The following is a 24,058-nucleotide window of genomic DNA, read 5'->3' as shown; positions in this document are numbered from 1 at the left end:
CAGTCGGTGAACGAATGCCCCGAATCGGCCGGACTCAGCACTCGATCACGTTGACGGCCAGACCGCCCCGCGCCGTCTCCTTGTACTTGACCTTCATGTCGGCGCCCGTCTCCCGCATGGTCTTGATGACCTTGTCCAACGACACCTTGTGCACACCGTCGCCGCGCAACGCCAGCCGGGCGGCCGTGATCGCCTTGATGCTAGCCACCGCGTTCCGCTCGATGCAGGGGATCTGCACCAGGCCACCCACCGGGTCACAGGTCAGCCCGAGGTTGTGCTCCATCCCGATCTCGGCCGCGTTCTCCACCTGCTCCGGGGTGCCGCCGAGCGCCTCGGCCAGCCCCGCTGCCGCCATCGAGCAGGCCGAGCCGACCTCACCCTGGCAGCCGACCTCCGCGCCGGAGATCGACGCGTTCTCCTTGAACAGCACGCCGATCGCGCCGGCCGTCAGCAGGAACCGCACCACACCGTCGTCGGAGGCACCCGGCACGAACCGGGTGTAGTAGTGCAGCACCGCCGGGATGATCCCCGCCGCGCCGTTGGTCGGCGCGGTCACGACGCGGCCGCCGGCGGCGTTCTCCTCGTTCACCGCGAGGGCGAACAGCGTCACCCAGTCCATCGCGTGCAGCGGATCGGTCGTCCCGGTGTCCGCCTCCAGGCTGCGCCGCAGCTCCGCCGCACGCCGCCGGACCTTCAACCCACCCGGGAGTACGCCGTCCCGCTCGCAGCCGCGCTCCACGCACTCCCGCATCACCCGCCAGATCTCCAGCAGGCCGGCCCGGATGTCCGCCTCGCTGCGCCAGGAACGTTCGTTGGCCAGCATCACCTCGCTGATCGACAGGCCGGTGCGGGTGGTCACCTCCAACAGCTGCGCGCCGGTCAGGAAGGGGTACCGCACGACGGTGCTGTCCGGCTTGATCCGGTCCGCGCCAGCCGCGGCCTCGTCCACCACGAAACCGCCGCCGACGGAGTAGTAGGTGCGGCTGCGCAGCTCGACCCCGGCCCCGTCGTACGCCACGAAGGTCATCCCGTTCGGGTGGTACGGCAGCGACCGGCGGCGGTGCAGCGTCAGGTCCCGATCCGGGTCGAAGTCGATCTCGTGCGCGTCCAGGATGCTGATCCGCCGCTCGGCCCGGATCCGCTCGACCCGGGGACCGACGGTGTCCGTGTCGACCGTCTCCGGCGACTCGCCGGCCAACCCGAGCAGCACCGCCCGGTCGCTGCCGTGGCCGTGCCCGGTGGCACCCAGCGAGCCGAACAGCTCGGCCTGCACCCGCGCGGTGTCGGTGAGCAGACCGTCGGCCTTGAGCCCGCCGACGAACGTGCGCGCGGCCCGCATCGGCCCCACCGTGTGCGAGCTGGACGGCCCGATACCGACGCTGAAGAGGTCGAAAACACTGATCATGGCTACGCTTCCTCGCCGTCGTCCCGGCGTACGGAACCCGGCCGGGTCGTGGCCACCGGTCTGGCGGCCCCGCTCGTGACCGCCCGGGGGTGTGGGTGTCGGCCACCCGGGGTGTGGGTAGCCGATCAGCCAGCCTACCCGCCCAGCTCAGCGCCCACCCGGTCGCCGGGACGTGGCCATCTGACGGCCCTCTGCCCGCCGGGGAGGGCTTCAGCCGGGGTGGCCCGGGTAAAGCACCTACGGGTCCACGGGTCGCGGCTCCTCCTCGGGACCGAGGGCGAGCTGGTCATCCCTGTCTACCGTGGATTGCAGACGCGGCGCACCGCCGCAGAGTGGGAGTACGACGATGAGTCGCAAACTGGTCCGACCCCGCCAGGGGCGCATGATCGCCGGTGTCTGCGCCGGCCTCGGTCAGCGGTTCGGCATGTCCGCCGGAATGGTCCGGCTGCTGTTCCTGCTGTCACTGCTGCTGCCCGGCACCCAGGTGATCGTCTACCTGATCCTTTGGTTCCTCATGCCGAACGAGGACAGCTACCTGGCCTCCACTCACCGCTGACGCTCGGCCCCCCCGCCCCGCTGGACACCGCGCGCGTCGAGGCCGCGCCGCGCCAGGGATGCCTTGATCAACACGAGATCCCGGAAGTCGTGGTATCCGACTTTTGAGACAGCCCGACATCACCAAACCCGTGTTGATCACTCCCTGAGGCCGGCCGGATCCGCGCCGAGCCGACGACGGCACTGACGGAAGCGCCCGCTCCGACGGCAGTCGGGGCGGGCGCTTCGGCGTACGGGGTGAGGTGGGTCAGGGAGCCGTGTAGGTGACCGTGATCTGCTGGTAGCCGAGGGAGCGCAGCAGCCCCTCCAGCATCTTGCGGGTGTTCTCCTCGGCGCGGGCGGAGAGCCCGCTGTCCCGGGCGGCGGCGGTGATCCGGTCCTCGGCGAGCTGGTAGACCTGCTGCTGCCGGTTGGGGTCGTTGCCGACCAGGTCACCGAGCCGGTTGAGCAGGCCGCGCTCCTCCGCGAAGACGTAGCTCTTCTCCATGTCGAGGTTGGTCTCGCCGAGCTGCGGCGCGGGCAGCTTGATCTCGACGGACTTGCCGTCGGCGGACTGGACGACGGCACCCTCACCGATCTTGGTGAAGTCCACGTACGCCTCGACACTGCCGGCCCCGACGAACAGGGTGCGCTCGTTGAGCAGGAAATCCGGAACGTTGCGCCGGTCGTTCTGGGTGTCGACCACGACCTGGAAGTTGCCCTCCGCGGCCACGTAGCGGCTGAGGTCCTGGATCGACTTCAGCAGCGGCGGCTGGCTGCGGTCGGTCTGTTCCTTGGCGAACGGGTTGCGGAACTCCGGCAGGATGCCGGTCGCCTGCACGCCGAGCAGCACGACCACGGCCAGCGCGGCGGCGCCGAGCAGCAGGAGCAGACCTCGGGCGGCCCCACCGCCCGTCGGGCCGTCGGAGCCGCCGTAGCCGCCCGGTGTGTCCGTGGTCGGCTCAGGTGTCGCGGCCGACCGCTCCTTGAGGGCGTCGCCGGTCGGGTAACCCGGGAACTCCCTCGTGGGCTCGTTGGTGCCAGCGTCGCGGGCCATCACGCTCACCGTCCTTGTCAGACACGTCGTCTGTCAATGACGGTACGGCCCCGGTACGACAGCCGCGCGCTGAGCGCCCGGAAAGCGTAAACGTGCAGGTCAGGCGAACGCGGAGAGCCCGGTGAGCCGCTGCCCGACGACGAGCTGGTGGATTTCGGAGGTGCCCTCGTACGTCAGCACGCTCTCCAGGTTGTTGGCGTGCCGCATCACCGGGTATTCACCGGAGACGCCGTTGGCACCGAGGATGGTGCGGCACTGCCGGGCGATGGCCAGGGCCTCCCGCACGTTGTTCAGCTTGCCCACGCTGACCTGCTCAGGCCGCAGCCGGTGGGCGTCGGCGAGCCGGCCCAGGTGCAGCGCGAGCAGTTGGCCCTTCACCAGCTCGACGGCCATGTCGGCGAACTTCGCCTGGGTGAGCTGGAAGCCGGCCAGCGGGCGGCCGAACTGGGTGCGGGTGGTGGCGTACGCCAATGTGGTTTCGAGGCAGTCGCGGGCGGCGCCGATCGCGCCCCAGACGATGCCGTACCTGGCCTCGGTGAGGCAGCTCAGCGGCGCCTTGAGCCCGATCGCCTCGGGCAGTTGGGCGTCGGCCGAAAGCCGGACGTCGTCGAGCACGATCTCGCCGGTCACCGACGCGCGCAACGACATCTTGCGGCGGATCTCCCGGGCTGTGGCACCGGGCGTGTCCATGGGGACGAGAAATCCCCGTACGCCCTCGTCGGTGCGCGCCCAGACCACCGCGACGTCCGCGATCGGCGCATTGGTGATCCACATCTTGCCGCCGGTGAGCACCCAGTCGTCGCCGTCGCGGCGGGCTCGGGTGGCCATCGAGGCGGGGTCGGAGCCGTGGTCCGGTTCGGTCAGGCCGAAGCAGCCGATCGCCTCACCGGTGGCCATCGACGGCAGCCAGCGTTGCTTCTGCTCCTCGCTGCCGTAGCGCCAGATGGCGTACATGGCGAGCGAGCCCTGCACCGAGACCAGCGAGCGGACGCCGGAGTCGCCGGCCTCCAGCTCCTGGCAGGCCAGGCCGTACGCGACCGCGGAGGCGCCGGCACAGCCGTAGCCGGTCAGGTGCATACCGAGCAGGCCGAGCTTCCCGAACTCGCGGGCCAGCTCCCGGGCGGGCACCCGGCCGTCCTCGTACCAGTCGGCGACGTGTGGACGCACCCGGTCGTCGACGAGCTGACGGACGACGTCGCGGATCTGCCGCTCCTCCTCGCTGAGCGACGGGTCCAGGTCGAGCAGATCGAGCGGAGCGGTCATGGACGCCACCCTAACGAAGACTCAGGCCGGTGGGCGCGGTCGCGTCACTCGATCGGCTCGGAGAGCAGCAGCACCCGCGCGTGGATCTGGTTGCGCTGCTGCAGGGCGGCACGCAACGCCCGGTGCAGCCCGTCCTCCAGGTAGAGCCCGCCGTTCCACTGCACCACGTGCGGGAAGAGATCACCGTAGAAGGTGGAATCCTCGGCGAGGAGCTTGTCGAGCGCCAGCTCACGCTTGGTGGTGATCAACTGGTCCAGGCGCAGTGGCCGCGGAGGAATCTCCGCCCACTGCTTGAGCGTCAGATTGTGCTCCGGATAGGGACGCCCGTCCCGGACCGCTCTGAAGATCACGACGGCACGCTCCCCTCCCCGTGGCCGGGCCGACCGACGGCGCCGAGCCGGGCCGCGGCGGGCACCGCGCGGCGCGGCACCGATGACCGTGCCAGCCTAGCCGCCCAGCGCACGTCGCGTTCTGCTCCCTGATGTCAGTTTCGCTACCGTCCGTCCGGTCCTCAACCGGACGAACGGGACGCAGCACTCAGCTCCACCTGCCGCGCCGCACGACCTCGTCCAGAGGACGACGCCCACGGCGCAGCGACGGTGACCTATGGTCGGCTGCTCGGTAACCGATTGTGACGGCTCCGATGGGTTGGTACTCCAGCGGCACGCCGAACGCGTCCCGATAGGTGGCCAACCGCTGCGGCGGAATGCCGAAGAAGCACGCCCCCAACCCCTCGTCCACGGCGGTGAGCAGCATCAGCAGCGCGGCGAAGCCGGCGTCCACGTGCCAGTACGGCACCGGCCAGCGGTCGGCGGACCGGTCCGTCCAGCCCTTGTCCGGCTCCGCGTACCGCTCGAGGTAGGCCGACTCGTTGGCGTGCGGCACCACGATCAGCGGCGCCCGGCGCATCCCCGCGAGCCAACGCTCCCGCCCACCGCCATCCGGCGTGGTGGCGGCCCAGAACCGCTCCCGGTCGGCCTCCTCCTCCAACACCAGGAAGCCCCAGCCCTGAGCGAACCCGGCCGACGGAGCGCGGACCGCGTGGTCGAGCAGCCGGTCGACCACGTCGGGCGGGACCGGCCGGTCCGGGTCGTAGTTGCGCACCATCCGCCGACGCCGGACGACCTCGACGAACTCCATCAGGCTCCGGGGCGGATGCCCCAGGCACCCCGCCAGGTCGTGCCGGGCTTGAGCGTGAGCAGATCCCTACCCGAGCGGAACGCGTCCGGCGGGCAGGTCATCGGCTCGATCGCCACCGAGCGGCGGTGCCGAACGCCCGTGAGGGCGTCGCCGCTGAACACCTGCCACCAACCGAACTCCGCGTCCGCCCAGATGCTCACCCCCGCCGAACCGTCCGGCGCGGCCAGGCTCACCGAGGAGCCGCCGTCGGCGTCGCGGATCACGTCGCCGAAGCAGAGGTCCAACTGGGCCGTGCCGATCCGGCGCGGGCTGGTCCAGTCGTACTCGGTGCCGGCCACCGGGGTCACTCCCACCGGCAGCAGGCGACCGTCCACCAACACCCGGGTACGCGTCGGCAGGCGCATGACCAGGTCGTCGACCGCGACGCCCGGCAGTTGCAGGTACGGGTGCACGGAGAAGCCGAACGGCGCCACCTCGCCGCCGATGTTGGTCACCTCGTGCTCGGCGCGCAGCCCGTCCGCGCCGACGCTCCACCGGCTGAGCAGCCGCAGCGGCCACGGGTAGCCGGGCTGCGGCGGCAGGTCGTAACCGACCGTCACCGCGTCCTCCGACTGCTCCAACAGGCGCCACGGCACCCAGTTGACCAGCCCGTGGATGGCCACGTGCCGCTCCGGCTCGGTCAGCGGGAGCTGGTGCGTCCGCTCCCCGAACGGGTAGCGGCCATCGCGGATCCGGTTCGGCCACGGTGCCAGCACCTGCCCGGCGCAGCCGGGGCAGACCTCGTCGGTCTGGTACCCGTCGACCAGGTCGACGCCATCGTGCCGGTACGTCCGCAGCCCACCGCCCACCTCCACGATGACGGCCTCGTGGCCGGCGGCGGAGATGGTCCACTGGGCGCCGGAAAACGGGCGCTGATCGGGGCTTTCCATGCCGGCGACCCTAACCGGTCACGTCCGGTCGCCGCTCGACGCCGTCGCGGCCCGGTAGCGCAGCAGCGCCGGGAACGCGACCGCGAGCACCACCACGAGCACCGCCGAGGCCAGTCCGCCGGCCACCCAGGCCACCCCGCCACCGAACCCGGCGGCCATGGTGCCGGCCCGCAGGTCACCCAGGCGGGGGCCGCCGGCCACCACGACCGTGTTGACGCCCTGGAGCCGGCCCCGCATCCGGTCCGGCGCGTACACCAGCAGCATGGACTGGCGCAGCACCGCGCTGACCAGGTCCGCGGCACCGGCCACGGCAAGCAGCAGGACCATCAGCCAGAGCTGGTGGGCCAGTCCGGCCGCGGCGATGGCGAGGCCCCAGCCGACCACCGCGACCACCAGGCCGAGGCCCTGCCGGCGGAGTCGACCGATCCAGCCGGAGGTGAGCCCGCCGATCATCGAGCCGATCGCGATCGCGGCGTAGAGCAGGCCGACCGCGCCACCGCCGCCGAACCGCTCATGGGCGATCTCCGGGAAGAGCGCCCGCGGCATGGCCAGGATCATCGCGATCAGGTCCACCCCGAAGGACAGCAGCAGCACCGGCGTGGTGGCCAGGTAGCGGAACCCGTCGATCACGCTGGCCAGGCCGGCACGGCGGGGCTCACCGTCGGCGGTCGGCTCGGGGGGCAGCGCGGGTAGGCGCAGCGCGGCCCAGAGCATCGCGGTGAACAGCACCGCGTCCACCCCGTACGCGATCGGCAGCACCACCGCGGTGTCCGGCGAGGCGGCGAGGATCAGGCCGGCGGCGAGCGGCCCGGCCACCGAGGCGGCGGTGAATGTCGTGTAGTTCAGGGTGCTGGCGGCCGGCACCAGGTCCTCCGGAACCAGCCGGGGCAACATGGCACTGCGAGCCGGCGAGCTGATCGCGAACGCCACCGACTGCAACGCCATCAGCGCCAACAGCAGCACCGGGCTTCCCACGTCCAGCAGAGCCTGGACCAGCAGCCCGAGGGTGGACGCCCAGAGCAGCACCGACCCGCCGAGCAGCACCACACGGCGGTCGCGGGCGTCGGCCACCGCGCCGCCCCAGAGCCCGAAGATCAGCAACGGTACGAAGGCAGCCACGCCCAACAGGCCGACCCAGAACGAGTCCCGGGTCAGGGCGTACATCTCCACCGGTACCGCGACGGCGGTGAACTGGAAGCCGAACATCGCCACGGTGTTGCCGAGCCAGAGCCGTCGGTAGGCCGGCACCCGCAGCGGACGTACGTCGATCGCCCAGCGGCGCGCTCCGCGCGGCCGAGCCTCCTGCACACCCGTCACGGCGCCAACCGCTCGACGGTCCAGCCACCCTCGTCGAGCTGGCGGAAGCGGAGCCGGTCGTGCAACCGGCCGGCCCGGCCCTGCCAGAACTCCACCGACTCGGGCTGCACCCGCAACCCGCCCCAGTGCGGCGGGGTCGGGATCACGGTCTCATCGGCGAACCGCTCGGCTGCGGCCTGGTAGCGCTCCTCCAGCTCCGCTCGGCCGGGCACCACCTGCGACTGCGGGCTGGCCCACGCGCCCAGTTGGGAGCCGCGCGGCCGGCTGGCGAAGTACGCCTCGCTCGTCGCGCGGTCGACGTGCGCGACCCGTCCGGCGACCACCACCTGACGCTGCATGGGAAACCACGGGAAGACCAGGCTCGCGTACGGGTTGGCGGACGTCTCGACGCCCTTGCGCGACAGGTGGTTGGTGAAGAAGACGAAGCCGTCCGGGTCGTACCCCTTCAGAAGCACCGTCCGGCCGCTCGGCCGCCCGGCGGAGTCGGCGGTGCCCACCACCATCGCGTTCGGTTCGGGTAGCCCGAAGGCCACCGCGTCGGCGAACCAGCGGTCGAACTGGGTGTGCCAGTCGCCGGCCAGGTCAGCCTCGGTCAGGCCCCGGTCCGCGGCGTACTCGTTACGCATCGCAGCCGGGGCGGGTGTGTCACCCGTCACGTCCCCACTCCTTCTCGGCGACCTCGCCAACGCCCTCCCGCGCTGGCCAGCCCGCACCGCCCAGTCTCACCGAGCCGGGCGGAGAATGCGCGTCCGGGGATGTCGCGTGCAGCACAGTCGCAGCGGGTCGCGTATCCCCTACTCAGCAGGCAAGATGTTCCGAACACATCCCTGAGGGTCGCCTAAGGCGCTCGGCCGACCGGGCCGGATGAGCCGACCGGGCGCACCGACCAGATCCAGGAGAGCGACATGGCCGATTTCAAACCCGGGCTGGAGGGCGTCGTCGCCTTCGAGACCGAGATCGCCGAACCTGACCGTGAGGGCGGCGCGCTGCGCTATCGCGGCGTCGACATCGAGGATCTGATCGGCCAGGTGTCGTTCGGCAACGTGTGGGCCCTGCTGGTCGACGGCCGGTTCGGGCCGGGCCTGCCGCCGGCGGAGCCGTTCCCGGTGCCGGTGCACTCCGGTGACATCCGCGTCGACGTGCAGTCCGCGGTCGCCATGCTGGCCCCGTACTGGGGGCTCAGCCAACTGCTGGACATCTCCGACGAGCAGGCCCGCGAGGATCTTGCCCGGGTCTCGGTGACCGCGCTCTCCTTCGTCGCCCAGTCCGCCCGGGGCCTCGGCCTGCCGGCGGTGCCGCAGAAGGAGATCGACAAGGCGCAGACCATCGTCGAGCGGTTCATGAAGCGCTGGCGCGGCGAGCCTGACCCGCGGCACGTCAAGGCCGTCGACGCGTACTTCATCTCGGCCGCCGAGCACGGCCTGAACGCCTCCACCTTCACCGCTCGCATCGTCGCCTCCACCGGGGCGGACGCGGCCGCCTGCATCTCCTCCGGCATCGGCGCCCTCTCCGGCCCGCTGCACGGCGGCGCCCCGTCCCGGGTGCTCAGCATGCTGGAGGCGGTCGAGCGCAGCGGCGACGCGGAGGGCTACGTCAAGGGCGTGCTCGATCGCGGCGAGCGGCTGATGGGCTTCGGCCACCGCGTCTACCGGGCCGAGGACCCGCGCGCCCGAGTGCTCCGGCGTACGGCCAAGGAGCTGGGCGCGCCGCGCTTCGAGATCGCCGAGGCGCTGGAGAAGGCCGCCCTCGCCGAGTTGCAGGCCCGCCGCCCGGACCGGGTGCTGGCCACCAACGTCGAGTTCTGGTCGGCCGTGGTGCTGGACTTCGCCGAGGTGCCGGCGCACATGTTCACCTCGATGTTCACCTGCGCCCGGATGGGCGGCTGGAGCGCGCACATCCTGGAGCAGAAGCGACTGCAGCGGCTGGTGCGCCCGTCCGCCCGCTACGTCGGTCCGGAGACCCGCAAGCCGTCCGACGTCGAGGGCTGGGCCGCCATCCCCCACGGCGTCTGAGCTGTGAGGAACGGGCCCCTTCTCGACGCCTGGCGTAGCGGAGGGGCCCTTCCTCGACCACGGTCGGGTCGGGTGTGGCGAAGGCCTCAGAGCTGCCCTCGGGGGCTCGGCTTCCGCCGATCGGTCCGGGTGCGAGGATGAGGGTCGGCAGTGTCGCCGGGCCCGCCCTCGCCCTTGCGGAAGGATCTTGAAGACCGTGGCTGACGCACCGACCATCCGGATTCCCGATGACATCAAGCCCGCCGACGGACGCTTCGGCTGCGGCCCGTCCAAGGTCCGCCCGGCGGCGGTGTCCGCACTTGCCGAGGTCGCCACGAGCTACCTGGGCACCTCGCACCGGCAGAAGACGGTCCGCGACCAGGTGGCGCGGCTGCGCTCCGGCATCGCCGAGTTCTTCTCGCTGCCCGAGGGCTACGAGGTCGTGATCGGCAACGGCGGCACCACCGCGTTCTGGGAGGTCGCCACCTTCGGCCTGATTCGCGATCGGGCCCAGTTCGCCAGCTTCGGCGAGTTCGGCGCCAAGTTCGCCAAGTCGGTCAAGGACGCCCCGTTCCTGGGTGAGCCGACCGTCCGCAAGGCCGACGCGGGCAGCGCGCCCAGCCTGGTCGCCGAGTCCGGCGTGGACGCGTACGCGACGCCGCAGAACGAGACCTCGACCGGTGTCGCCGTCCCGATCAGCCGGGTGGCCGGGGCGGACGAGGGCGCGCTGCTGCTGGTCGACGCGACCTCCGGCGCGGGTGGCCTGGAGGTCAACGTCGGCGAGACCGACGTCTACTACTTCGCCCCGCAGAAGTGCTTCGGCTCCGACGGCGGTCTCTGGCTGGCCCTGATGTCGCCGGCCGCGCTGGACCGCGCCGCCGAGATCAAGGCGTCCGGGCGCTACATCCCCGCCTTCCTCGACCTGGTCACCGCGATCGACAACTCGCGGCTGGAGCAGACCTACAACACCCCGGCGCTGGCCACCATCTTCCTGGCGGCGGAGCAGACCGACTGGATGAACGCGCAGGGTGGCCTGGCCTGGGCGGCCAAGCGCACCGCCGAGAGCGCCGCGACGGTGTACGGCTGGGCGGAGCGGTCCACGGTGGCCACCCCGTTCGTCAGCGACCCGACGCTGCGCTCCAACGTGGTCGCCACCATCGACTTCGCCGACGGGGTGGACGCCACGGCGATCGCCAAGGCGCTGCGCGCCAACGGCATCGTGGACACGGAGCCGTACCGCAAGCTCGGTCGCAACCAGCTGCGGGTGGCGCTGTTCCCGGCCGTCGAGCCGGCCGATGTCGAGGCGCTGACCGCGTCCATCGACTACGTGGTCGAGCGACTCTGAGGTTCGTCACGGTCGGTGTTCGTCGGGGCCCCGGTGGACACCGACCGTGATCATTGCCGCAGCTCAGTCACGACATGCGGGGTGTCGCTTCCCCCACCCCGAGGCAGATGCGCGTACGGTGGACCGAGACGCCTGGGTGGCCGACTCGTGGCGTGCGGCCAGCGAAGCGGGACGGAGGCAACGCTATGCGCCCAGTACGCTTCGTCGCCCTCTCCGAGGACGGCCATGCCCTGGTTCTCGCCGACGAGGTGGGGCGGCTGCTCGCCCTGCCGATCGACGACCGGATCTCTGGTGCGCTGCACGCCGAGCCCGGTGCACCGCCGCTCGCGGCGGCGCCGACCGCAGCCGACCCGGTTCCCTCACTGTCCCCTCGGGACATCCAAGCCCGCATCCGCTCCGGTGAGTCCGCCGAGGATGTCGCCCGGATCGCCGGGGTGCCGGTCGACCGGGTGCTGCGCTATGCGGGCCCGGTGCTGCAGGAGCGGGCGATGCTCGCCCAGCACGCCCGCCGCACCCGCCTCAAGGGGGCAGAGAAGCCCACACCGCTCGCCGAGGTGGTCAACGGTCGGCTGAGCCAGCACGGCATCGACACCGAGAAGATCTCCTGGGACGCGTACCGGCGGGACGACGGCACCTGGCGGATCGTCGCCACCTGGCCGTCGGGCAAGGCCACCGCGCAGGCCATCTGGGATCTCGACAAGACCCGGCAGGCGGTCACCCCGCACGACGACATGGCGCAGTACCTGTGCGCCGAGCGTCCCACGCCGATCCTCGGTCAGGAGCCGGCACCGGAGCGGGGCGGGCACGCCCTGCCCGGTCCGTCGCGCGGCGAGCCGAGCCGTGGTGGGCACGGGTTGCCGGCGGCGTCCGAGCACCCACGCCCCGGCCGGGATCCGATCCGGGCCGGCCGGGACGCGCTGCTCGCCTCACTGGACCGCCCGCTCGGCGCCTCGTCGGGTCGTGGCCTCGAGCCGCGTACCCCGGCTGCTCTTGCCGGGTCGGACGCGCCCCGCCAGCGGCCGGTCGGCGGGGGTGCCGCCGCGCTGCTCGGTGGCGGCCAGGGGTCGGCCTTCGACGACGACTCGGACGCGCCCAAGGAGGTGCCGGCCGTGCCGTCGCTGGCGGTGCTGCGGCCCCGCCGGACGGGCGCCGCAGCGGCCGCCGGCGAGTCCACCGATGCCAACGGCAAGCCGCGCAAGCGGTTGCCGAGCTGGGACGACGTGCTCTTCGGCAGTGGCCCCGCCGCGCGTGAGTCCTCCTGACGCTTCGCGTTGACGGGTGGCGGTTCGCCACCCGTCGGCGCGAGGCATTCGGGACTTCACCGACGGCTGGTCGTGTCGTCGGCGCCCTCGCGGTCAAGGACGGCGACCTCGCGTACGGCCTCGGCGATCGCGGGGAAATCCTTCTTGAGGATCGCACCGTGGTTGCTCGCGACCTTCGCGGCGATCTGGATGTGCGGGTTGCGGGCGGTCACCGCGTCGAGGCTGGTACGAATCCGCTCCTGCTCGTCACCGCGACTCCCCAGTGACGTCCCGGAGGCGACCACGTACCGCACCGGCACGGTGATGCTGTCCAGCACCGGGCCCAACTCGCGCTCACGGGAGAGTTTGCCCAGCTCGATGTTGCTGTCCGCCATCTGTTCGGCATTCATCCGGGGGGTCAGGCCCGTCGGACGCAGCAGCGGCATGAACAGGTTCATCCGTCGGAACAGCTTGCGGATCCGCTGCTCCATGGCCTCGTCGAGCCAGTCGTGCGGGAACGCGCCGTCGACCAGGACCGCGCCCAACGCACGCTCCGGGTTCCGGCTGGCCCAGTGCGCCCCGACGACCGCACCGTAGGACCAGCCCACCAGCACCGCCCGGTCCACAGCCCGGGCCGCGAGGACGGCATCGACATCCCGGACAGCGGCCTGGAAGGAGTAGTCCGCCGAGCGCTGTGACTGCCTGCCGCGAGCCCGCTCGTCGTACGTGATGTGCCGCCACTCCGGTCCCAGTTCGGCGATGACCCGACGCCAGTACCCCTGGGTGGCGAACTGGCCGTTGAGGTAGACGACGGGGATGCCGGGACCACCGGTGTCGGTGACGGCCAGGGCGGTGTCGTCGACCGGCACCAGGCCGTTCCACGTCGAACTGGTCGGGGACATGCTGTTCTTCGTCATCTCGATCCGTCCTGTTCAGAGGCTGCAGGCGCTGATGTCGCCCTGGAGGGTGGTGGCGCGGATGTCGAGTGCGGTGGTGCCATCGTTCTTGAGGGCGTTGCTGACCCGGCCGTGGCCGGTGCCGGCATCCAGGGCGGCCGATACGCCGGCGGCAGCGGCGACCGAGATGTTGCCGGACTGGGTACGGAGCACGACCGTGCCGTGCACGGCCTCCGCGATCCGGATGTCGCCCCGCGCGGTGCTGATCTCCGCAGGGCCGTTGAGTCGGCCGACCTCGACGTCGCCGTCGATCGCGGTGAGACGGACGCTCGCGGCCTCGTCGATCTTGATCTGGCGGTACGCGCCCTCGAAGGCGACATCGCCGAGACGCCCGACGCCACGGAGTTCGGCGCTGGCGGTCTTGGCGTCGATACGGGAGTCGGCGGGCAGTTGGACGGTGATCTCCAGGGACCCGGACGGGCCGAAGAGCGGGTTGCCGGGGGTCGCGGCCGTGATCCGCAGGATGCCGTCGGCGTAGGCGACGGTGGTCTGCTCGGCGGCCTTGGCGTCGCGGCTCTTGGACGGGTCGGTGGGCCGGACCTCGACGGTGGTGTCGGCGCGGTCCGCGGCGATGAACTGGATGCGGCCGGCGGGGATGTCCAGGACGGCGGAGATCGGGGCGGGGGTGTCGAACGTCTGCATCATGCTCTCCCGTGTTCGTTCAGTGTTTCTGACAACGGAAACGCTACGTTGCTTTCCAAATTCAGGCAACGTCCTTGTTGCTATGCACAGGAGTTTTCCCAGGTGGTCCGCTATAGTTTGTTGCAATGACCTGCCAGGCAATGCAACGGATCCGGTTCCGTTCATTGCAATGGGCGAGAAGTGAACGCTATAGTGCGGGGGTCAGCGAAGCCGCGCAGGATCACCAGGGAGATCGCGATGCCGGGTGGCAGACTCAGCCAGCAGGAACGTCAACAGATCGGGCTGGGGCTGGCCGACGACCTCCCCTACGCCGAGATCGCCCGACGCCTCGATCGTCCTACCTCGACCATCACGCGCGAGGTGATGCGCAACGGCGGCCCCACCGCCTACCGCGCCGACCTGGCCCACCGCGCCACCGAACGCCGCGCCCACCGGCGCAGGCCCACCCCAACCCGCGGGGCAGCCGTCCCCCAAGAGCACGGACGCGATGCCGAGGCCGTGGCCGAGTACGAGGAGACGTTCACCACCGTCCTCATGGCCTCGGGCCTGAACAAGATGGCTTCCCGGGTGCTGACCTGCCTGTTCACCACCGACGCGGGCAGCCTCACCGCGTCCCAACTCGCCCAGCGCCTCCAGGTCAGCCCGGCTTCCATCTCCAAGGCGATCGCCTTCCTGGAGAGCCAGAGCCTCGTCCGCCGGGAACGCGACGATCGCCGCCGCGACCGCTACGTCGTCGACGACGAACTCTTCTACCAGGCGACGATCGCGACCGCCCGAGCCAACGATCAGCTCGTCGAGACCGCACGCCAAGGCGTCGCCATCCTCGGTGCCCACACCCCTGCCGCCGCCCGACTGGAGAGCATCGCCCGCTTCCTCGACTTCATCAGCGAGTGCATCGTCCGCGCCGCCGAGCAGGCCCGCGAAGTCCTTCACACCCAACGCGCGACGCCTCCGAGCGGCCCGACCCAGCCAGGTCCCGACCACGGATAGCCAGCCGTCTCGATCGTCAGGCCGACGCCGCCGAGTCAGAGCGGCCAGGCGGCGAGCCGGTCGTGGCGCGGTCGTCCGGAGCCGAGGTGGCTACCCATCAGCAGCAGCTCGGTCGCCGGCCACTCCGGGCCCTGGTAGTCGTCCAGGACCGCCCGGTCGGCCTCGATGTCAGCCAGGTCCATCCGGTCGCCGGGCCGGGCTACGGTCAGGTGCGGGCGGAAGGGCTTCTCGTCGTACGGCAGTCGGGCCTGGCGCAGCCGGTCCCGGATGAGCCGGGCCAGCTCGTGCAGTGCCTCGACATCGCCCCGAAGGTCCACCCAGAGCACCGTGAGCCGGCCCTGGCCGAACCGGCCACCGCCGCCGAGGCTCAGCCGGGGCGAGGCGTACCGGCCCTCGCGGAACCCGTCGGCGGCCAACCCGAGCGCGCTCTCCACGTCGACCAGCCGGGCCGCCTCGACGTCGCCGAGGAAGGCCAGGGTGACGTGCAGATGGGCCAGGTCGGCGAGCCGGACGTCGCTGCCGGTGGCGGCCGCCGCGCCGACCCGCAACCGCGCGACCTGCGCGGCGAGGTGACTGACCGACTCGGAACACGGGTAGACCGCGACGAAGAGCCGCAACCGTCGCGCCTCTCAGCGGTGCCGTTGCCGGTGCCCGGCCCGGGCCGCCGGCAGGGCCAGCCCGGCGGCGTGCAGCACACCCTCCACCCGCACCCGCTCGATCTCCTGGTCGACACCCTCCAGTTCGGCGAGGTGTTCGATGATGCCCAGGGCACGGCAGGCCAGTCGGAGCCTCTCGTCGTACGCCTGGAGCAGCGCGCCGTGCCAGACCATCGACCGGCCGGTGCCGCCGAGCCGCTGACCGCCGAGGCGGCGCAGATCGGCGGCGAGTTGCTCCAGCGACCGACGATCGGGGCGGTCGAAATCACTGAGGTCGATGTCCCGGGTCAGCGCGTCGGCCTCGATGGCCCGGTCGAGACGGGCGATCGTGCGTTTCTCCCGCCGGCGCTCACGCCACTCCGACCAGCCGCAGACCACCCGGTCGAGGACCTCGTCGTAGCAGAAGAGCAGGGCGAATGCCGCCGGAAGACTGGCCACGGCGAGGAACGCCAGGGCCAGCATCAGCGCGCGTCCGACTCCCACGTATCGACGCTAAGCCCTGCCGTGCCACCCCGCCAGCGATTTGGCCGCATCCGCGCGATCCGCTCAACGGGACGGGGCCCGGCTCGCCTTCGGTAAACCTCAGCAGTCGGTCGAGGTGACGTAGAAGCGGGGCATCGGTAGCACCCGGAAACGCAGCCGGGCACCGGAACGGCGCAACTGCCAGGTGAGGGCGGTCAGCGCGGCGGCCAACGAGATCAGCCCACCCATCCAGATGCTGGCACCGGCACCGAAATGCTCCGCGACCCAGCCGATCAACGGCGCGCCGACGGGGTTGGTTCCCAGGAAGACCAGCACCCACAGGGCCATCACCCGTCCCCGGAACGCCGCGTCCACGCCCAACTGGACCCGCTGGTTGGCGGCCTGGGCGAAGAAGACCATGAAGAAGCCGGTCGGCACCAGCAGTGTCACGACCAGCCAGTATGCCGAGGCGAGACCGACGAGGGTGCCGAAGCTGGCGCAGGCGATCGCCGCGCCCAGCACCAACCAGACCGACGGACGGCTACGCCGGCCCGTGCCGCTGAGCGCGCCGCCGAGTGCGCCGACGGCCAGCGCGGTGCTGAACAGACCGAAGGAGGCCGCACCGGTGTGGAAGACCGTCTTCGCCAGCGCGGCCAGGGTGAGCTGGAAGTTGAACAGCGACATGCCGATCACCGACATGACCGCCATCGGCAGCAGCAGGTCGGGACGGCGCCACACGTACCGCAACCCGTCGACCACGCGTGCGGACGCCCGCTCGTCGCGCGGCAGGAGTGCGTCACGGTGCAGTTCGGCCGTACGCATCCGGACCACGTTGACCAGGGGCGCGATGGAGCTGAGGGCGGTGAAGAGGAAGACCGGGCCCACGTCGAAGGCGGCGATGGCCAGGCCGGCGACGGCCGGGCCGACGATCCGGGCGGAGTTGAACACGGCGGCGTTCAGCGACAGCGCGTTGGGCAGCAGGGGCGTGCCGACGAGTTCGGAGACGAACGCCTGACGGACCGGGGTCTCCACGGCGTTGGCCGTGCCGAGCAGCGCGGCGAAGGCGAAGACGTGCCAGAGCTGCACCAGGTCGGTGAGGACCAGCAGCGACATGCCGAGCGCGAGCACACTCCACAGGGAGTTCGCCGCGAAGAGCAGCACCCGCTTGTCGTACCGGTCGGCCAGCCGGCCGGAGAAGAGGGTGAGCAGGAGCACCGGGGTGAACTGGCAGGCGGTGACCACGCCGAGCGCGGTGGCCGAGTTGTCGGAGAGCTCGAGGACGAGCCAGTCCTGGGCGATGAACATCATCCAGACGCCGATCAACTTGATCAGCTGCCCGGATGCGAAAAGGCGGTAGTTGCGGACCTGTAGGGACTGGAACATCGTGCTCAGCTTGGCCTGCACTCTTGGTGCGCCTCCTCGGACGTACGCGTCATCGACAGGTGACGGCACGGACCCGGTGGCGCGGGCGCGGCTCAGGCGCGAGCGAGCTGCTGAAGAATCTCGGCGGCCCTCTGCAGGGTCTCCCGTTCGTCCTCGTCGAGCGCGGCCAGCCGGTGAGCCAGCCACTCGTCGCGGGCCCGCTCGAACTGGTCGAGCACGGCCTGCCCTCCTTCGGTCGCCGCGAGGATGACCTGCCGGCCGTCGGTCGGGTGGGGTGTCCGCCGCACGAGGCCGCGGTCCTCCAACTTCCCGACGATCTTGGTCATCGTCGGTGGCTGCACCCGCTCCACGTCGGCCAGTTCCCGGGGCGTCAGCGCGCCCGCCAGCCGCAGGCTGGTGAGCGCGGAGACCTGGGTGACCGTGAGGTCGCCGACCGGTCGGGCCTGGCGGACCCGCCGGTTGAGTCGGGTGATCGCATCACGCAACTGGGGAGCCAGTTGCGCCGGTGGCACGCGTTCCGCCGTCACCGTCCGCTCCATCACATTAGTTAGCTTAACTAATGAGCCTGGCTAACGACATCCGTTATGACCAGGCTCACGAGGACGTTTGTGCTGTTCCGGGCGGGAAATCACGTTCGATTCCCCGCCCGGACGTAGGTCAGAGCACCAGGGACTCGATCGGCCCGCGCAGGAAGTACAGCACGAACAGTGCCGCCACCCCGTACAGCAGCGGGTGGACTTCCCGGGCCTTACCCCGGGCCAGCTTCACCACCACGAAGGTGATCAGGCCAGCGCCGATCCCGTTGGAGATCGAGTAGGTGAACGGCATCAGCACGATCGTGAGGAACGCCGGGATGGCGATCTCGTAGTCGGACCAGTCGATCGTCCGCACCGCGGTCATCATCAGGAAACCGACCACCACCAGGGCCGTCGACGCCGCCTCGAACGGCACGATCACCACCAGCGGCGCCAGGAACATCGCCACCAGGAAGAGCGCGCCGGTGACCAGGTTGGCCACCCCGGTCCGGGCACCCTCCGCGACACCGGCGGCGCTCTCGATGTACGACGTGTTGCTGGAGGTGCTGGCCGCACCGCCGGCCGCCGCGGCGATCGAGTCGACCAGCAGGATCTCCTTGGCCCGCGGCGGGGTGCCCTGCTCATCGAGCAGGCCGCCCTCCTGGCCCACCGCCACCATCGTGCCCATGGTGTCGAAGAAGTCCGTGATCAGCAGCGTGAAGACGAACATCAGCACGACCAGCCACCCGGCCCGGCCCCATGAGTCGAGCACGTTGAACTTGCCGAGCAGCGACAGGTCCGGCAGGTCCACCACCGTCTTCGGCAGCTCCGGCACGTTCAGCGACCAACCCTTCGGGTTGGGCTGACCGTTGACGAAGGACGGGCCGATGTTGCCGATCGCCTCCACGATCACCGCCAGCACGGTCGAGACCAGGATGCCGATCAGGATCGCGCCCCGCACCCGGCGGACCACCAGCACCAGGGTGATCAGCAGGCCCACCACGAAGACCAGCATCGGCCAGCTCACCAGCTTGCCGCCGATGCCCAGCCCGACCGGGACGGTGGTGTTCGCGGCGTCCGGAATGCGCCGCACGAAGCCGGCGTCCACCAGGCCGATGATGGTCAGGAACAGACCGATCCCGACCCCGATCGCGGTCTTCATCTGGGTCGGTACCGAGCGGAACACCGCGGTCCGCAGACCGGTCAGCACCAGCACCGCGATGATCACACCCTCAATCACCACCAGGCCCATCGCGTCGGCCCAGGTCATCTCGGGGGCGATCTCGTACGCCACCAGCGCGTTGACGCCCAGACCGGCGGCGAGCGCCAGCGGGAACCGGCCGACCACACCCATCAGGATGGTCATCAGGCCGGCGACCAGCGCGGTCGCGGCGGCCAGCGCCGGGATCGGGAGCGTCTTGCCGTCACCGTCGACGGCACCACCCAGGATCAGCGGGTTGAGCACCACGATGTACGCCATCGTGAAGAATGTCGCCAGGCCACCGCGTACCTCGCGGCTCAGCGTCGAGCCACGGGCGGAGATCTCGAAGAACCGGTCGAAGCCGTTACGCGGGTGCGCGGGGTCGGGTGGTGTGCCGTTCTCGGGCGGCTCTACTGCCATCAGGTCCTCGCAGGTGATCTTCCGGTTGTCGCGCGCATCGTCCCAGATCACGGATGGGCAGGGGAAGTAGGTCGCGTACGCTTGCCGAATGCCGAACGAGCAGCCACCGCGGCCCGCACCACTGGACCCGCCGATGGTGCCGTTCGCCCTCGCCGGATTGATCGCGTGGGCGGCGGTCGGATTGGTCCTGTTGATCTTCTTCCGGGGCTGGCTGACCGAGCACGGTCACCAGAACTGGCTCTGGACCTGCCTCGCCGGTTTCCTGTGGGGCTTCCCGGGTCTCGCCGTGATGATGCGGCACGACGCCAACCGACGCCGCCGCCGCGCGGGCTGACCCCGCTGCGGCCGGCGCGACCGGTCAGGAGTGCCCGTACGGCTCCGCCGGCTCGGCGGCCTCCACCGAGCCCGGGGCGCGGCTGACCGACATGGCCTCCACCGCGCTGTCGTCGTACACCGTGGGCAGTTCGTCGACCGCGGTCTCGGCGGCCTCGATCAGCGTCTCGGAGTGGGCGCCGCAACCGTGGTCGGCGCTCACCACCCGACCGTCATCGGGGGCGTAGAAGTTGCCGCACGCCCCGAAGGCCTGCCGCATCGCACCGGCCAGCGGCAGGTAGAAACCGCAGGTGCCGCAACGGGCGGCGGCCGGCGCGGCGGCCGAGATGGGTGCGGCGGGGCCGTGATCGCCGTCGTACCAACGCTGCGCTGTCTCGGCGCGGCCCTCCCGGGAGAGCACCCGGGCCCGCCCGAGGCCCAACTCCCATGCCGTCTCCTCGACCGCCGGGTCGTCGGAGAGCAGGTAGCCGGGGACCAACCGATCGTCATCCGGCGAGGTCGGCAGCAGATCGCCCGGGCCGAGGTCGCCCGGCTTGAGCCGCTCCTGCCAGGGCAGCCAGCCGGGCGCGAGCAGGGCGTCCGGGCCGGGCAGCAGCACCGTCTCGCAGATGGTCACCGTCTTGCTGCGCGGCACCCGGGTGACGGTGACCGCCCAGCGCCAGCCGCGATAGCCGGCGAGGCGGCATTCGAAGTAGTGGGTGACCAGCCGATCACCCTCGGCCACGACCTGCAGGTGGTCGCCGACATCGTCGGCGTCCACCTCGGTGATGCCAGCGCGGGCCACCTCGACGGCGGCGGCGCAGACCTGGTCGAGACGGGCGGCACGGGTGGAGGCGGGCCTGGTCACCCCACCATTGTTCCCCATGCGCCTCGCAGGGGTGACAGGGACTCCCGGGGAACCTTTCCCCGCAGTGGTGCGGCGTACCTGGATCGAATGGGCAAGGATGGTGCACATGCCGTCGTACTCCCGCTCCGGGCGATCCGTCCTCGGGCGGACCGTCGGCACCGGCATCCGCGCCATTCGCCTGCTGCTGCGCGGCTCGATGGGCAGTGGCCGCTGGGTGACCCGCCGGGCCGGTCGGGCCCGGGCGCGGGGTGCCGGCGGCGAGGTCGGCATGGTTCGCCTGTTCGACCTGCACGCGCTCTCCTGCGCCGGGGACACGCTGATCGCCATCGGCCTGGCCGGGACGATCTTCTTCAACGTGCCGCTGGGCGAGGCCCGCAGCAAGGTCGCGCTCTACCTACTGGTGACCATGGTGCCGTTCGCGATGCTCGCCCCCGTGGTGGGCCCGCTGCTGGACCACTTCCGGCACGGCCGGCGCTACGCCCTGGCCGCCACGATGCTCGGCCGGGCGTTCCTGGCCTGGTTGATCTCCGACTACATCCACGGCTTCGGGCTCTATCCGGCCGCGTTCGGGGTGCTCGCGCTGTCCCGGGCGTACGGCGTGGCCCGGTCCGCGGCGGTGCCCCGGTTGTTGCCGGAAAGGCTCGGCCTCTCCCAGGTGGGTGCCCGGGCCAGCGTCTACGGCACGGTCGCGGGCGCCTTGGTGGCGCCGATCGGGTTGGCCGCGTTCTGGTTCGGGCCGCAGTGGCCGCTGCGCGTCGCGTCGGTGATCTTCCTGGTCGGCATGGTGATCTCCCTGCGGTTGCCACCGAAGGCCGACTCGGAGCCACCGGAGCGGGTTCCCCGGCCACTGCGCGCGCTGGGCCGCCGCCGTGGCGACCGGCCGCTGGGTCGGGGTCGACCGGCTGGCCGACTGGTTATCGCCACCCTGGTCGGTGCCGCGACGCTGCGCGCGTTGTACGGCTTCCTGTTGCTCTTCCTCGCCTTCGCGATCAAGAAGGGCGACCTGACCACGGTGCTGTTCGGCCGGGACCTGGGCGCCGAGTGGGCGCTGGGGGTGGTCGGCGGCGCGCTCGCGGTCGGTAGTTTCCTGGCCACCGCCATCGGCACCCGACTTCGCATCCACCGACCGACCGCCATCCAGTCCAGCAGCATGATCATCGTGGCTGGGGTGGCGGTGCTCGCCGTCATCCAGTTCTCGCTGGTGATGGTCGCCCTGCTCTGCCTGGTCGCCGCGCTGGTCAGCGGGATAGCGAAGCTGGCCGTGGACGCCTCGATCCAGGAGCGCATTCCGGAGCGGCTGCGGGCCAGTTCCTTCGCCCACTCCGAGACGGTGCTGATGCTCGCCTTCGTCGCTGGCGGCGGGCTCGGGCTGGTGCCCTTCAACGGTCGCATGGGCATCGCGGTCGCCGCCGGGGTCGGCGTCCTGGCCGCGATCCGGGGCGTGCTGGCCGCCGCCCGGCTGCGCGGCGAGAAGCTGGCTGGCCGGCCGCTCGGCGACGACGAGCTGACCGAGGACGAGCCGGCGGACGAGCCCGCGGACCCGGCGCCCACCTCGCCAGCGCCGGCCCAGGCCAGCTCGCCGCAGTACGACGACCCGGGGCTCGCCCCGCCGGGCTACCACATCTACCGCCCGTCCTCAGCGGTCGGCGGCCCGGGTGGCGGAGCCGACGACGAGACCCGCCGAGAGTCTCCTGGCTCACTCTCGTGACCGGTCTACTGGTGGTGACGGCGGTGCCAGCCGAGGCGGACGCGGTGCGCGACGGGCTGACCGACCCCACCGTGACCGTCACCCCGGTCGGCGTGGGCCCGGCTGTCGCCGGTGCCGCCACCGCCCGGCTGTTGGCTCTGGCCGAGGCCGCCGGACGCCCGTACCGTGCGGTGGTCAGCGCCGGCGTGGCCGGCGGCTTCGCAGGCCGGGCCGCCGTCGGCGACACCGTGCTCGGCACCGCGAGCATCGCCGCCGACCTGGGCGCGGAGTCACCGGACGGTTTCATCCCCGTCGACGAGCTGGGCATGCCGCCCGCGCTGCTCGGTGGCGGCAGCCTGGTGCCGGCCGACCCGGGCCTGCTGGCGGCGCTGCGGGCCGCCCTGCCGGCGGCCACGATCGGCCCGGTGCTCACGGTCAGCACGGTCACCGGCACCGTCGCCAGCACCGAGGAGCTGCGCCGCCGGCATCCGGAGGCGGTCGCCGAGGCCATGGAGGGGTACGGGGTGGCCGTCGCCGCCGCGCAGGCCGGGGTGCCCTTCGCCGAGCTACGCACCATCTCCAACCCGATCGGCCCGCGCGACCGCGACGCCTGGCGGCTGCGCGAAGCCCTCACCGCGCTGACCGCGGCGGCCCCGGCGCTGCACTGACTACGACCGGGGAGGACGGACTTCGAGCGTCAGCGCCGACGGCCGACTCGCCTGTAGCTCGAACCCGCAGGCGAGCAGGAACTCGACCTTGCCGAACTCTGCGACAGCGTGGGTGGTCCTTATGCCCGCTGCTGCCATCTCCCTGGTCAGCAGCCCGATCAGCTGACGCCCGATGCCCAGGTTGCGCAGGCCTGGAGCAACGACCACGCCCTCCAACACCAGCTCACGCCGGTCGCCCCAGTCCTCGCCGAGGAGGAGGTCCACGCTCCGCTCATAGGCTCTCAACTCACCGACCGGCCCGGCCCCGGGCACCTCGGCGAGAAAACGCCAGGGCGTCGCCGGCGGACGCGCGCCGAAACCGCACCTGGGCTCGCGTCCGGTTCCGCCACCGCCGCTCGTCTCGCCGCGCTCGGTCCAGGTCGTAGGTCAACTCCGGGACACGCACCGGCCATAACCGCTCCGGAAGGGTGTACGAGTGGGCCCACCAGGCACCCGGCCAGTCCTTGAGGGTCAGGACTCGACGGACGTCAAGGTGCGCCGGGTAACGGCGACCAGCCTCGTCCCGTGGCTCATCCTGTGCCTCGTCGTCGGGCGCGGCGAGCGCGCTCGGCGACCTAACCGCTGCCGCGCAGCAGTGCACGCCGGGCAGCCTGAGGGCGAGTTCACCACCGACCGCACGGACCAGCCGCTCCACCGTCCGGAACGCCGGCCCGGCACCCCGCCCCGCCTCAATGCGAGCCAACGTGCTCTTCGGGATGCCAGACCGCTCGGCCAGCTGCCGCTGGCTCAGATCGGCACGTCGACGAAGATCCCGCAGGGTCGCCCCCACGTCGATTTCACCCTCATCGGTAGCCACCCGTCCATGGTTTTCCGCTCAGCCCCGGTCGTCAACAGCACCCCTTCGGGCTGTGGACAACCCTGTGGATAGCGTCGCCGTCACTGTGCATACCCCTCGGTCAGCGCCTGTAGAGCTGCCCCGAAAATGGGGCAAGCCGACGGACGGCTAGGGCAGCCCGAGGTTCAACGACCGCCACCGCCGGTACCGGAGCGTCGGCACCGCACCGCCGGCACCGTGC

26 protein-coding genes are annotated in these 24,058 nt (G+C 71.4%); 8 read left to right on the top strand and 18 right to left on the bottom strand.

What is annotated here, in order from left to right:
- Nucleotides 1-34 precede the first annotated feature (34 nt).
- Entirely contained in the window at nucleotides 35-1,405 is a 1,371-nt protein-coding gene (locus ACQEUX_RS30115; RefSeq protein WP_433055551.1) for an L-serine ammonia-lyase, read from the bottom strand.
- Nucleotides 1,406-1,751: 346 nt separating this feature from the next.
- On the opposite strand from ACQEUX_RS30115, the gene ACQEUX_RS30110 reads away from it, so the two are divergent.
- Nucleotides 1,752-1,961: a PspC domain-containing protein gene (locus tag ACQEUX_RS30110; protein ID WP_433055548.1), complete on the top strand. Its 210-nt coding sequence runs from the start codon at nucleotides 1,752-1,754 to the stop codon at nucleotides 1,959-1,961.
- 246 nt (nucleotides 1,962-2,207) lie between these two features.
- Here ACQEUX_RS30110 and ACQEUX_RS30105 read toward each other — a convergent pair whose 3' ends face one another.
- From ACQEUX_RS30105 to pdxH, 7 genes are all read right to left on the bottom strand, one after another.
- Nucleotides 2,208-2,996, bottom strand: coding sequence for a DUF4230 domain-containing protein (locus ACQEUX_RS30105; RefSeq protein WP_433055545.1), 789 nt, complete (start codon nucleotides 2,994-2,996; stop codon nucleotides 2,208-2,210).
- 99 nt (nucleotides 2,997-3,095) lie between these two features.
- The gene (locus tag ACQEUX_RS30100) at nucleotides 3,096-4,259 is read right to left on the bottom strand and encodes an acyl-CoA dehydrogenase family protein (RefSeq protein ID WP_433055542.1); all 1,164 of its coding nucleotides are present in this window, start codon (nucleotides 4,257-4,259) and stop codon (nucleotides 3,096-3,098) included.
- Nucleotides 4,260-4,303: 44 nt separating this feature from the next.
- A complete protein-coding gene (locus ACQEUX_RS30095) occupies nucleotides 4,304-4,609 on the bottom strand; it encodes a type II toxin-antitoxin system VapB family antitoxin (RefSeq protein ID WP_433055540.1) in 306 nt (101 codons plus the stop codon).
- A 187-nt stretch (nucleotides 4,610-4,796) separates the two neighbouring features.
- On the bottom strand, nucleotides 4,797-5,399 hold the full coding sequence (locus ACQEUX_RS30090; protein WP_433055537.1) for a nitroreductase family protein: 603 nt from the start codon (nucleotides 5,397-5,399) through the stop codon (nucleotides 4,797-4,799).
- Complete coding sequence (locus ACQEUX_RS30085) at nucleotides 5,399-6,328, bottom strand: aldose 1-epimerase family protein (RefSeq protein ID WP_433055534.1); 930 nt, start codon at nucleotides 6,326-6,328, stop codon at nucleotides 5,399-5,401. Before ACQEUX_RS30085 ends, ACQEUX_RS30090 begins: the two co-directional genes overlap by 1 nt.
- A gap of 18 nt (nucleotides 6,329-6,346) precedes the next feature.
- Nucleotides 6,347-7,645, bottom strand: a complete 1,299-nt coding sequence (locus ACQEUX_RS30080; protein ID WP_433055531.1) for an MFS transporter — start codon at nucleotides 7,643-7,645, stop codon at nucleotides 6,347-6,349.
- Nucleotides 7,642-8,271 carry a pyridoxamine 5'-phosphate oxidase gene (gene pdxH / locus ACQEUX_RS30075; protein ID WP_433057247.1) on the bottom strand — a complete coding sequence of 210 codons (630 nt, stop codon included), beginning with the start codon at nucleotides 8,269-8,271 and terminating at the stop codon, nucleotides 7,642-7,644. The genes ACQEUX_RS30080 and pdxH overlap by 4 nt, the downstream gene beginning before the upstream one ends.
- A gap of 279 nt (nucleotides 8,272-8,550) precedes the next feature.
- Here pdxH and ACQEUX_RS30070 point away from each other — a divergent pair, with 279 nt between their 5' ends.
- From ACQEUX_RS30070 to sepH, 3 genes are all read left to right on the top strand, one after another.
- Nucleotides 8,551-9,657, top strand: coding sequence for a citrate synthase 2 (locus tag ACQEUX_RS30070; protein ID WP_354816413.1), 1,107 nt, complete (start codon nucleotides 8,551-8,553; stop codon nucleotides 9,655-9,657).
- A gap of 196 nt (nucleotides 9,658-9,853) precedes the next feature.
- On the top strand, nucleotides 9,854-10,981 hold the full coding sequence (gene serC / locus ACQEUX_RS30065) for a phosphoserine transaminase (RefSeq protein ID WP_433055527.1): 1,128 nt from the start codon (nucleotides 9,854-9,856) through the stop codon (nucleotides 10,979-10,981).
- 185 nt (nucleotides 10,982-11,166) lie between these two features.
- Nucleotides 11,167-12,243 (top strand): septation protein SepH, encoded by a 1,077-nt coding sequence (sepH, locus tag ACQEUX_RS30060; protein ID WP_433055524.1) that lies wholly within the window; start codon nucleotides 11,167-11,169, stop codon nucleotides 12,241-12,243.
- 56 nt (nucleotides 12,244-12,299) lie between these two features.
- Here the strand turns inward: sepH and ACQEUX_RS30055 are convergent, their stop codons facing one another.
- Complete coding sequence (locus ACQEUX_RS30055; protein WP_433055521.1) at nucleotides 12,300-13,139, bottom strand: alpha/beta fold hydrolase; 840 nt, start codon at nucleotides 13,137-13,139, stop codon at nucleotides 12,300-12,302.
- 15 nt (nucleotides 13,140-13,154) lie between these two features.
- On the bottom strand, nucleotides 13,155-13,820 hold the full coding sequence (locus ACQEUX_RS30050; RefSeq protein ID WP_433055518.1) for a DUF4097 family beta strand repeat-containing protein: 666 nt from the start codon (nucleotides 13,818-13,820) through the stop codon (nucleotides 13,155-13,157).
- A 237-nt stretch (nucleotides 13,821-14,057) separates the two neighbouring features.
- Here ACQEUX_RS30050 and ACQEUX_RS30045 point away from each other — a divergent pair, with 237 nt between their 5' ends.
- Nucleotides 14,058-14,810, top strand: coding sequence for a helix-turn-helix domain-containing protein (locus tag ACQEUX_RS30045; protein ID WP_433055515.1), 753 nt, complete (start codon nucleotides 14,058-14,060; stop codon nucleotides 14,808-14,810).
- Nucleotides 14,811-14,845: 35 nt separating this feature from the next.
- Here the strand turns inward: ACQEUX_RS30045 and thpR are convergent, their stop codons facing one another.
- The 5 genes from thpR to ACQEUX_RS30020 form a co-directional block, all read right to left on the bottom strand.
- The gene (gene thpR, locus ACQEUX_RS30040) at nucleotides 14,846-15,427 is read right to left on the bottom strand and encodes an RNA 2',3'-cyclic phosphodiesterase (protein ID WP_433055512.1); all 582 of its coding nucleotides are present in this window, start codon (nucleotides 15,425-15,427) and stop codon (nucleotides 14,846-14,848) included.
- A gap of 12 nt (nucleotides 15,428-15,439) precedes the next feature.
- Entirely contained in the window at nucleotides 15,440-15,949 is a 510-nt protein-coding gene (locus ACQEUX_RS30035; RefSeq protein ID WP_433055509.1) for a hypothetical protein, read from the bottom strand.
- 99 nt (nucleotides 15,950-16,048) lie between these two features.
- Complete coding sequence (locus ACQEUX_RS30030) at nucleotides 16,049-17,332, bottom strand: MFS transporter (protein ID WP_433055506.1); 1,284 nt, start codon at nucleotides 17,330-17,332, stop codon at nucleotides 16,049-16,051.
- Nucleotides 17,333-17,403: 71 nt separating this feature from the next.
- Entirely contained in the window at nucleotides 17,404-17,853 is a 450-nt protein-coding gene (locus tag ACQEUX_RS30025) for a MarR family winged helix-turn-helix transcriptional regulator (RefSeq protein ID WP_433055503.1), read from the bottom strand.
- A gap of 115 nt (nucleotides 17,854-17,968) precedes the next feature.
- Nucleotides 17,969-19,447 (bottom strand): NCS2 family permease, encoded by a 1,479-nt coding sequence (locus tag ACQEUX_RS30020; RefSeq protein ID WP_433057245.1) that lies wholly within the window; start codon nucleotides 19,445-19,447, stop codon nucleotides 17,969-17,971.
- An 88-nt stretch (nucleotides 19,448-19,535) separates the two neighbouring features.
- Here ACQEUX_RS30020 and ACQEUX_RS30015 point away from each other — a divergent pair, with 88 nt between their 5' ends.
- On the top strand, nucleotides 19,536-19,781 hold the full coding sequence (locus ACQEUX_RS30015; RefSeq protein WP_433055500.1) for a DUF2530 domain-containing protein: 246 nt from the start codon (nucleotides 19,536-19,538) through the stop codon (nucleotides 19,779-19,781).
- Between the two features lie 24 nt (nucleotides 19,782-19,805).
- Here the strand turns inward: ACQEUX_RS30015 and ACQEUX_RS30010 are convergent, their stop codons facing one another.
- Nucleotides 19,806-20,735, bottom strand: a complete 930-nt coding sequence (locus ACQEUX_RS30010) for a DUF3027 domain-containing protein (RefSeq protein ID WP_433055497.1) — start codon at nucleotides 20,733-20,735, stop codon at nucleotides 19,806-19,808.
- On the opposite strand from ACQEUX_RS30010, the gene ACQEUX_RS30005 reads away from it, so the two are divergent.
- Nucleotides 20,734-22,335: an MFS transporter gene (locus ACQEUX_RS30005; protein ID WP_433055494.1), complete on the top strand. Its 1,602-nt coding sequence runs from the start codon at nucleotides 20,734-20,736 to the stop codon at nucleotides 22,333-22,335. The genes ACQEUX_RS30010 and ACQEUX_RS30005 overlap by 2 nt on opposite strands.
- A complete protein-coding gene (locus tag ACQEUX_RS30000) occupies nucleotides 22,332-22,982 on the top strand; it encodes a futalosine hydrolase (RefSeq protein ID WP_433055491.1) in 651 nt (216 codons plus the stop codon). The genes ACQEUX_RS30005 and ACQEUX_RS30000 overlap by 4 nt, the downstream gene beginning before the upstream one ends.
- On the opposite strand, the gene ACQEUX_RS29995 is transcribed toward ACQEUX_RS30000, so the two are convergent.
- Nucleotides 22,983-23,246 (bottom strand): GNAT family N-acetyltransferase, encoded by a 264-nt coding sequence (locus ACQEUX_RS29995; RefSeq protein ID WP_433055488.1) that lies wholly within the window; start codon nucleotides 23,244-23,246, stop codon nucleotides 22,983-22,985. It abuts the gene before it with no gap.
- 22 nt (nucleotides 23,247-23,268) lie between these two features.
- Nucleotides 23,269-23,811, bottom strand: a complete 543-nt coding sequence (locus ACQEUX_RS29990; protein WP_433057243.1) for a helix-turn-helix transcriptional regulator — start codon at nucleotides 23,809-23,811, stop codon at nucleotides 23,269-23,271.
- Nucleotides 23,812-24,058 lie beyond the last annotated feature (247 nt).

This window comes from Micromonospora sp. CA-259024 (genome assembly GCF_050936255.1).
Classification (GTDB): Bacteria; Actinomycetota; Actinomycetes; order Mycobacteriales; family Micromonosporaceae; genus Micromonospora.
The sequence above is the reverse complement of the archived record's forward strand: the minus strand, read 5'-3'. Positions and strand labels throughout refer to the sequence as shown.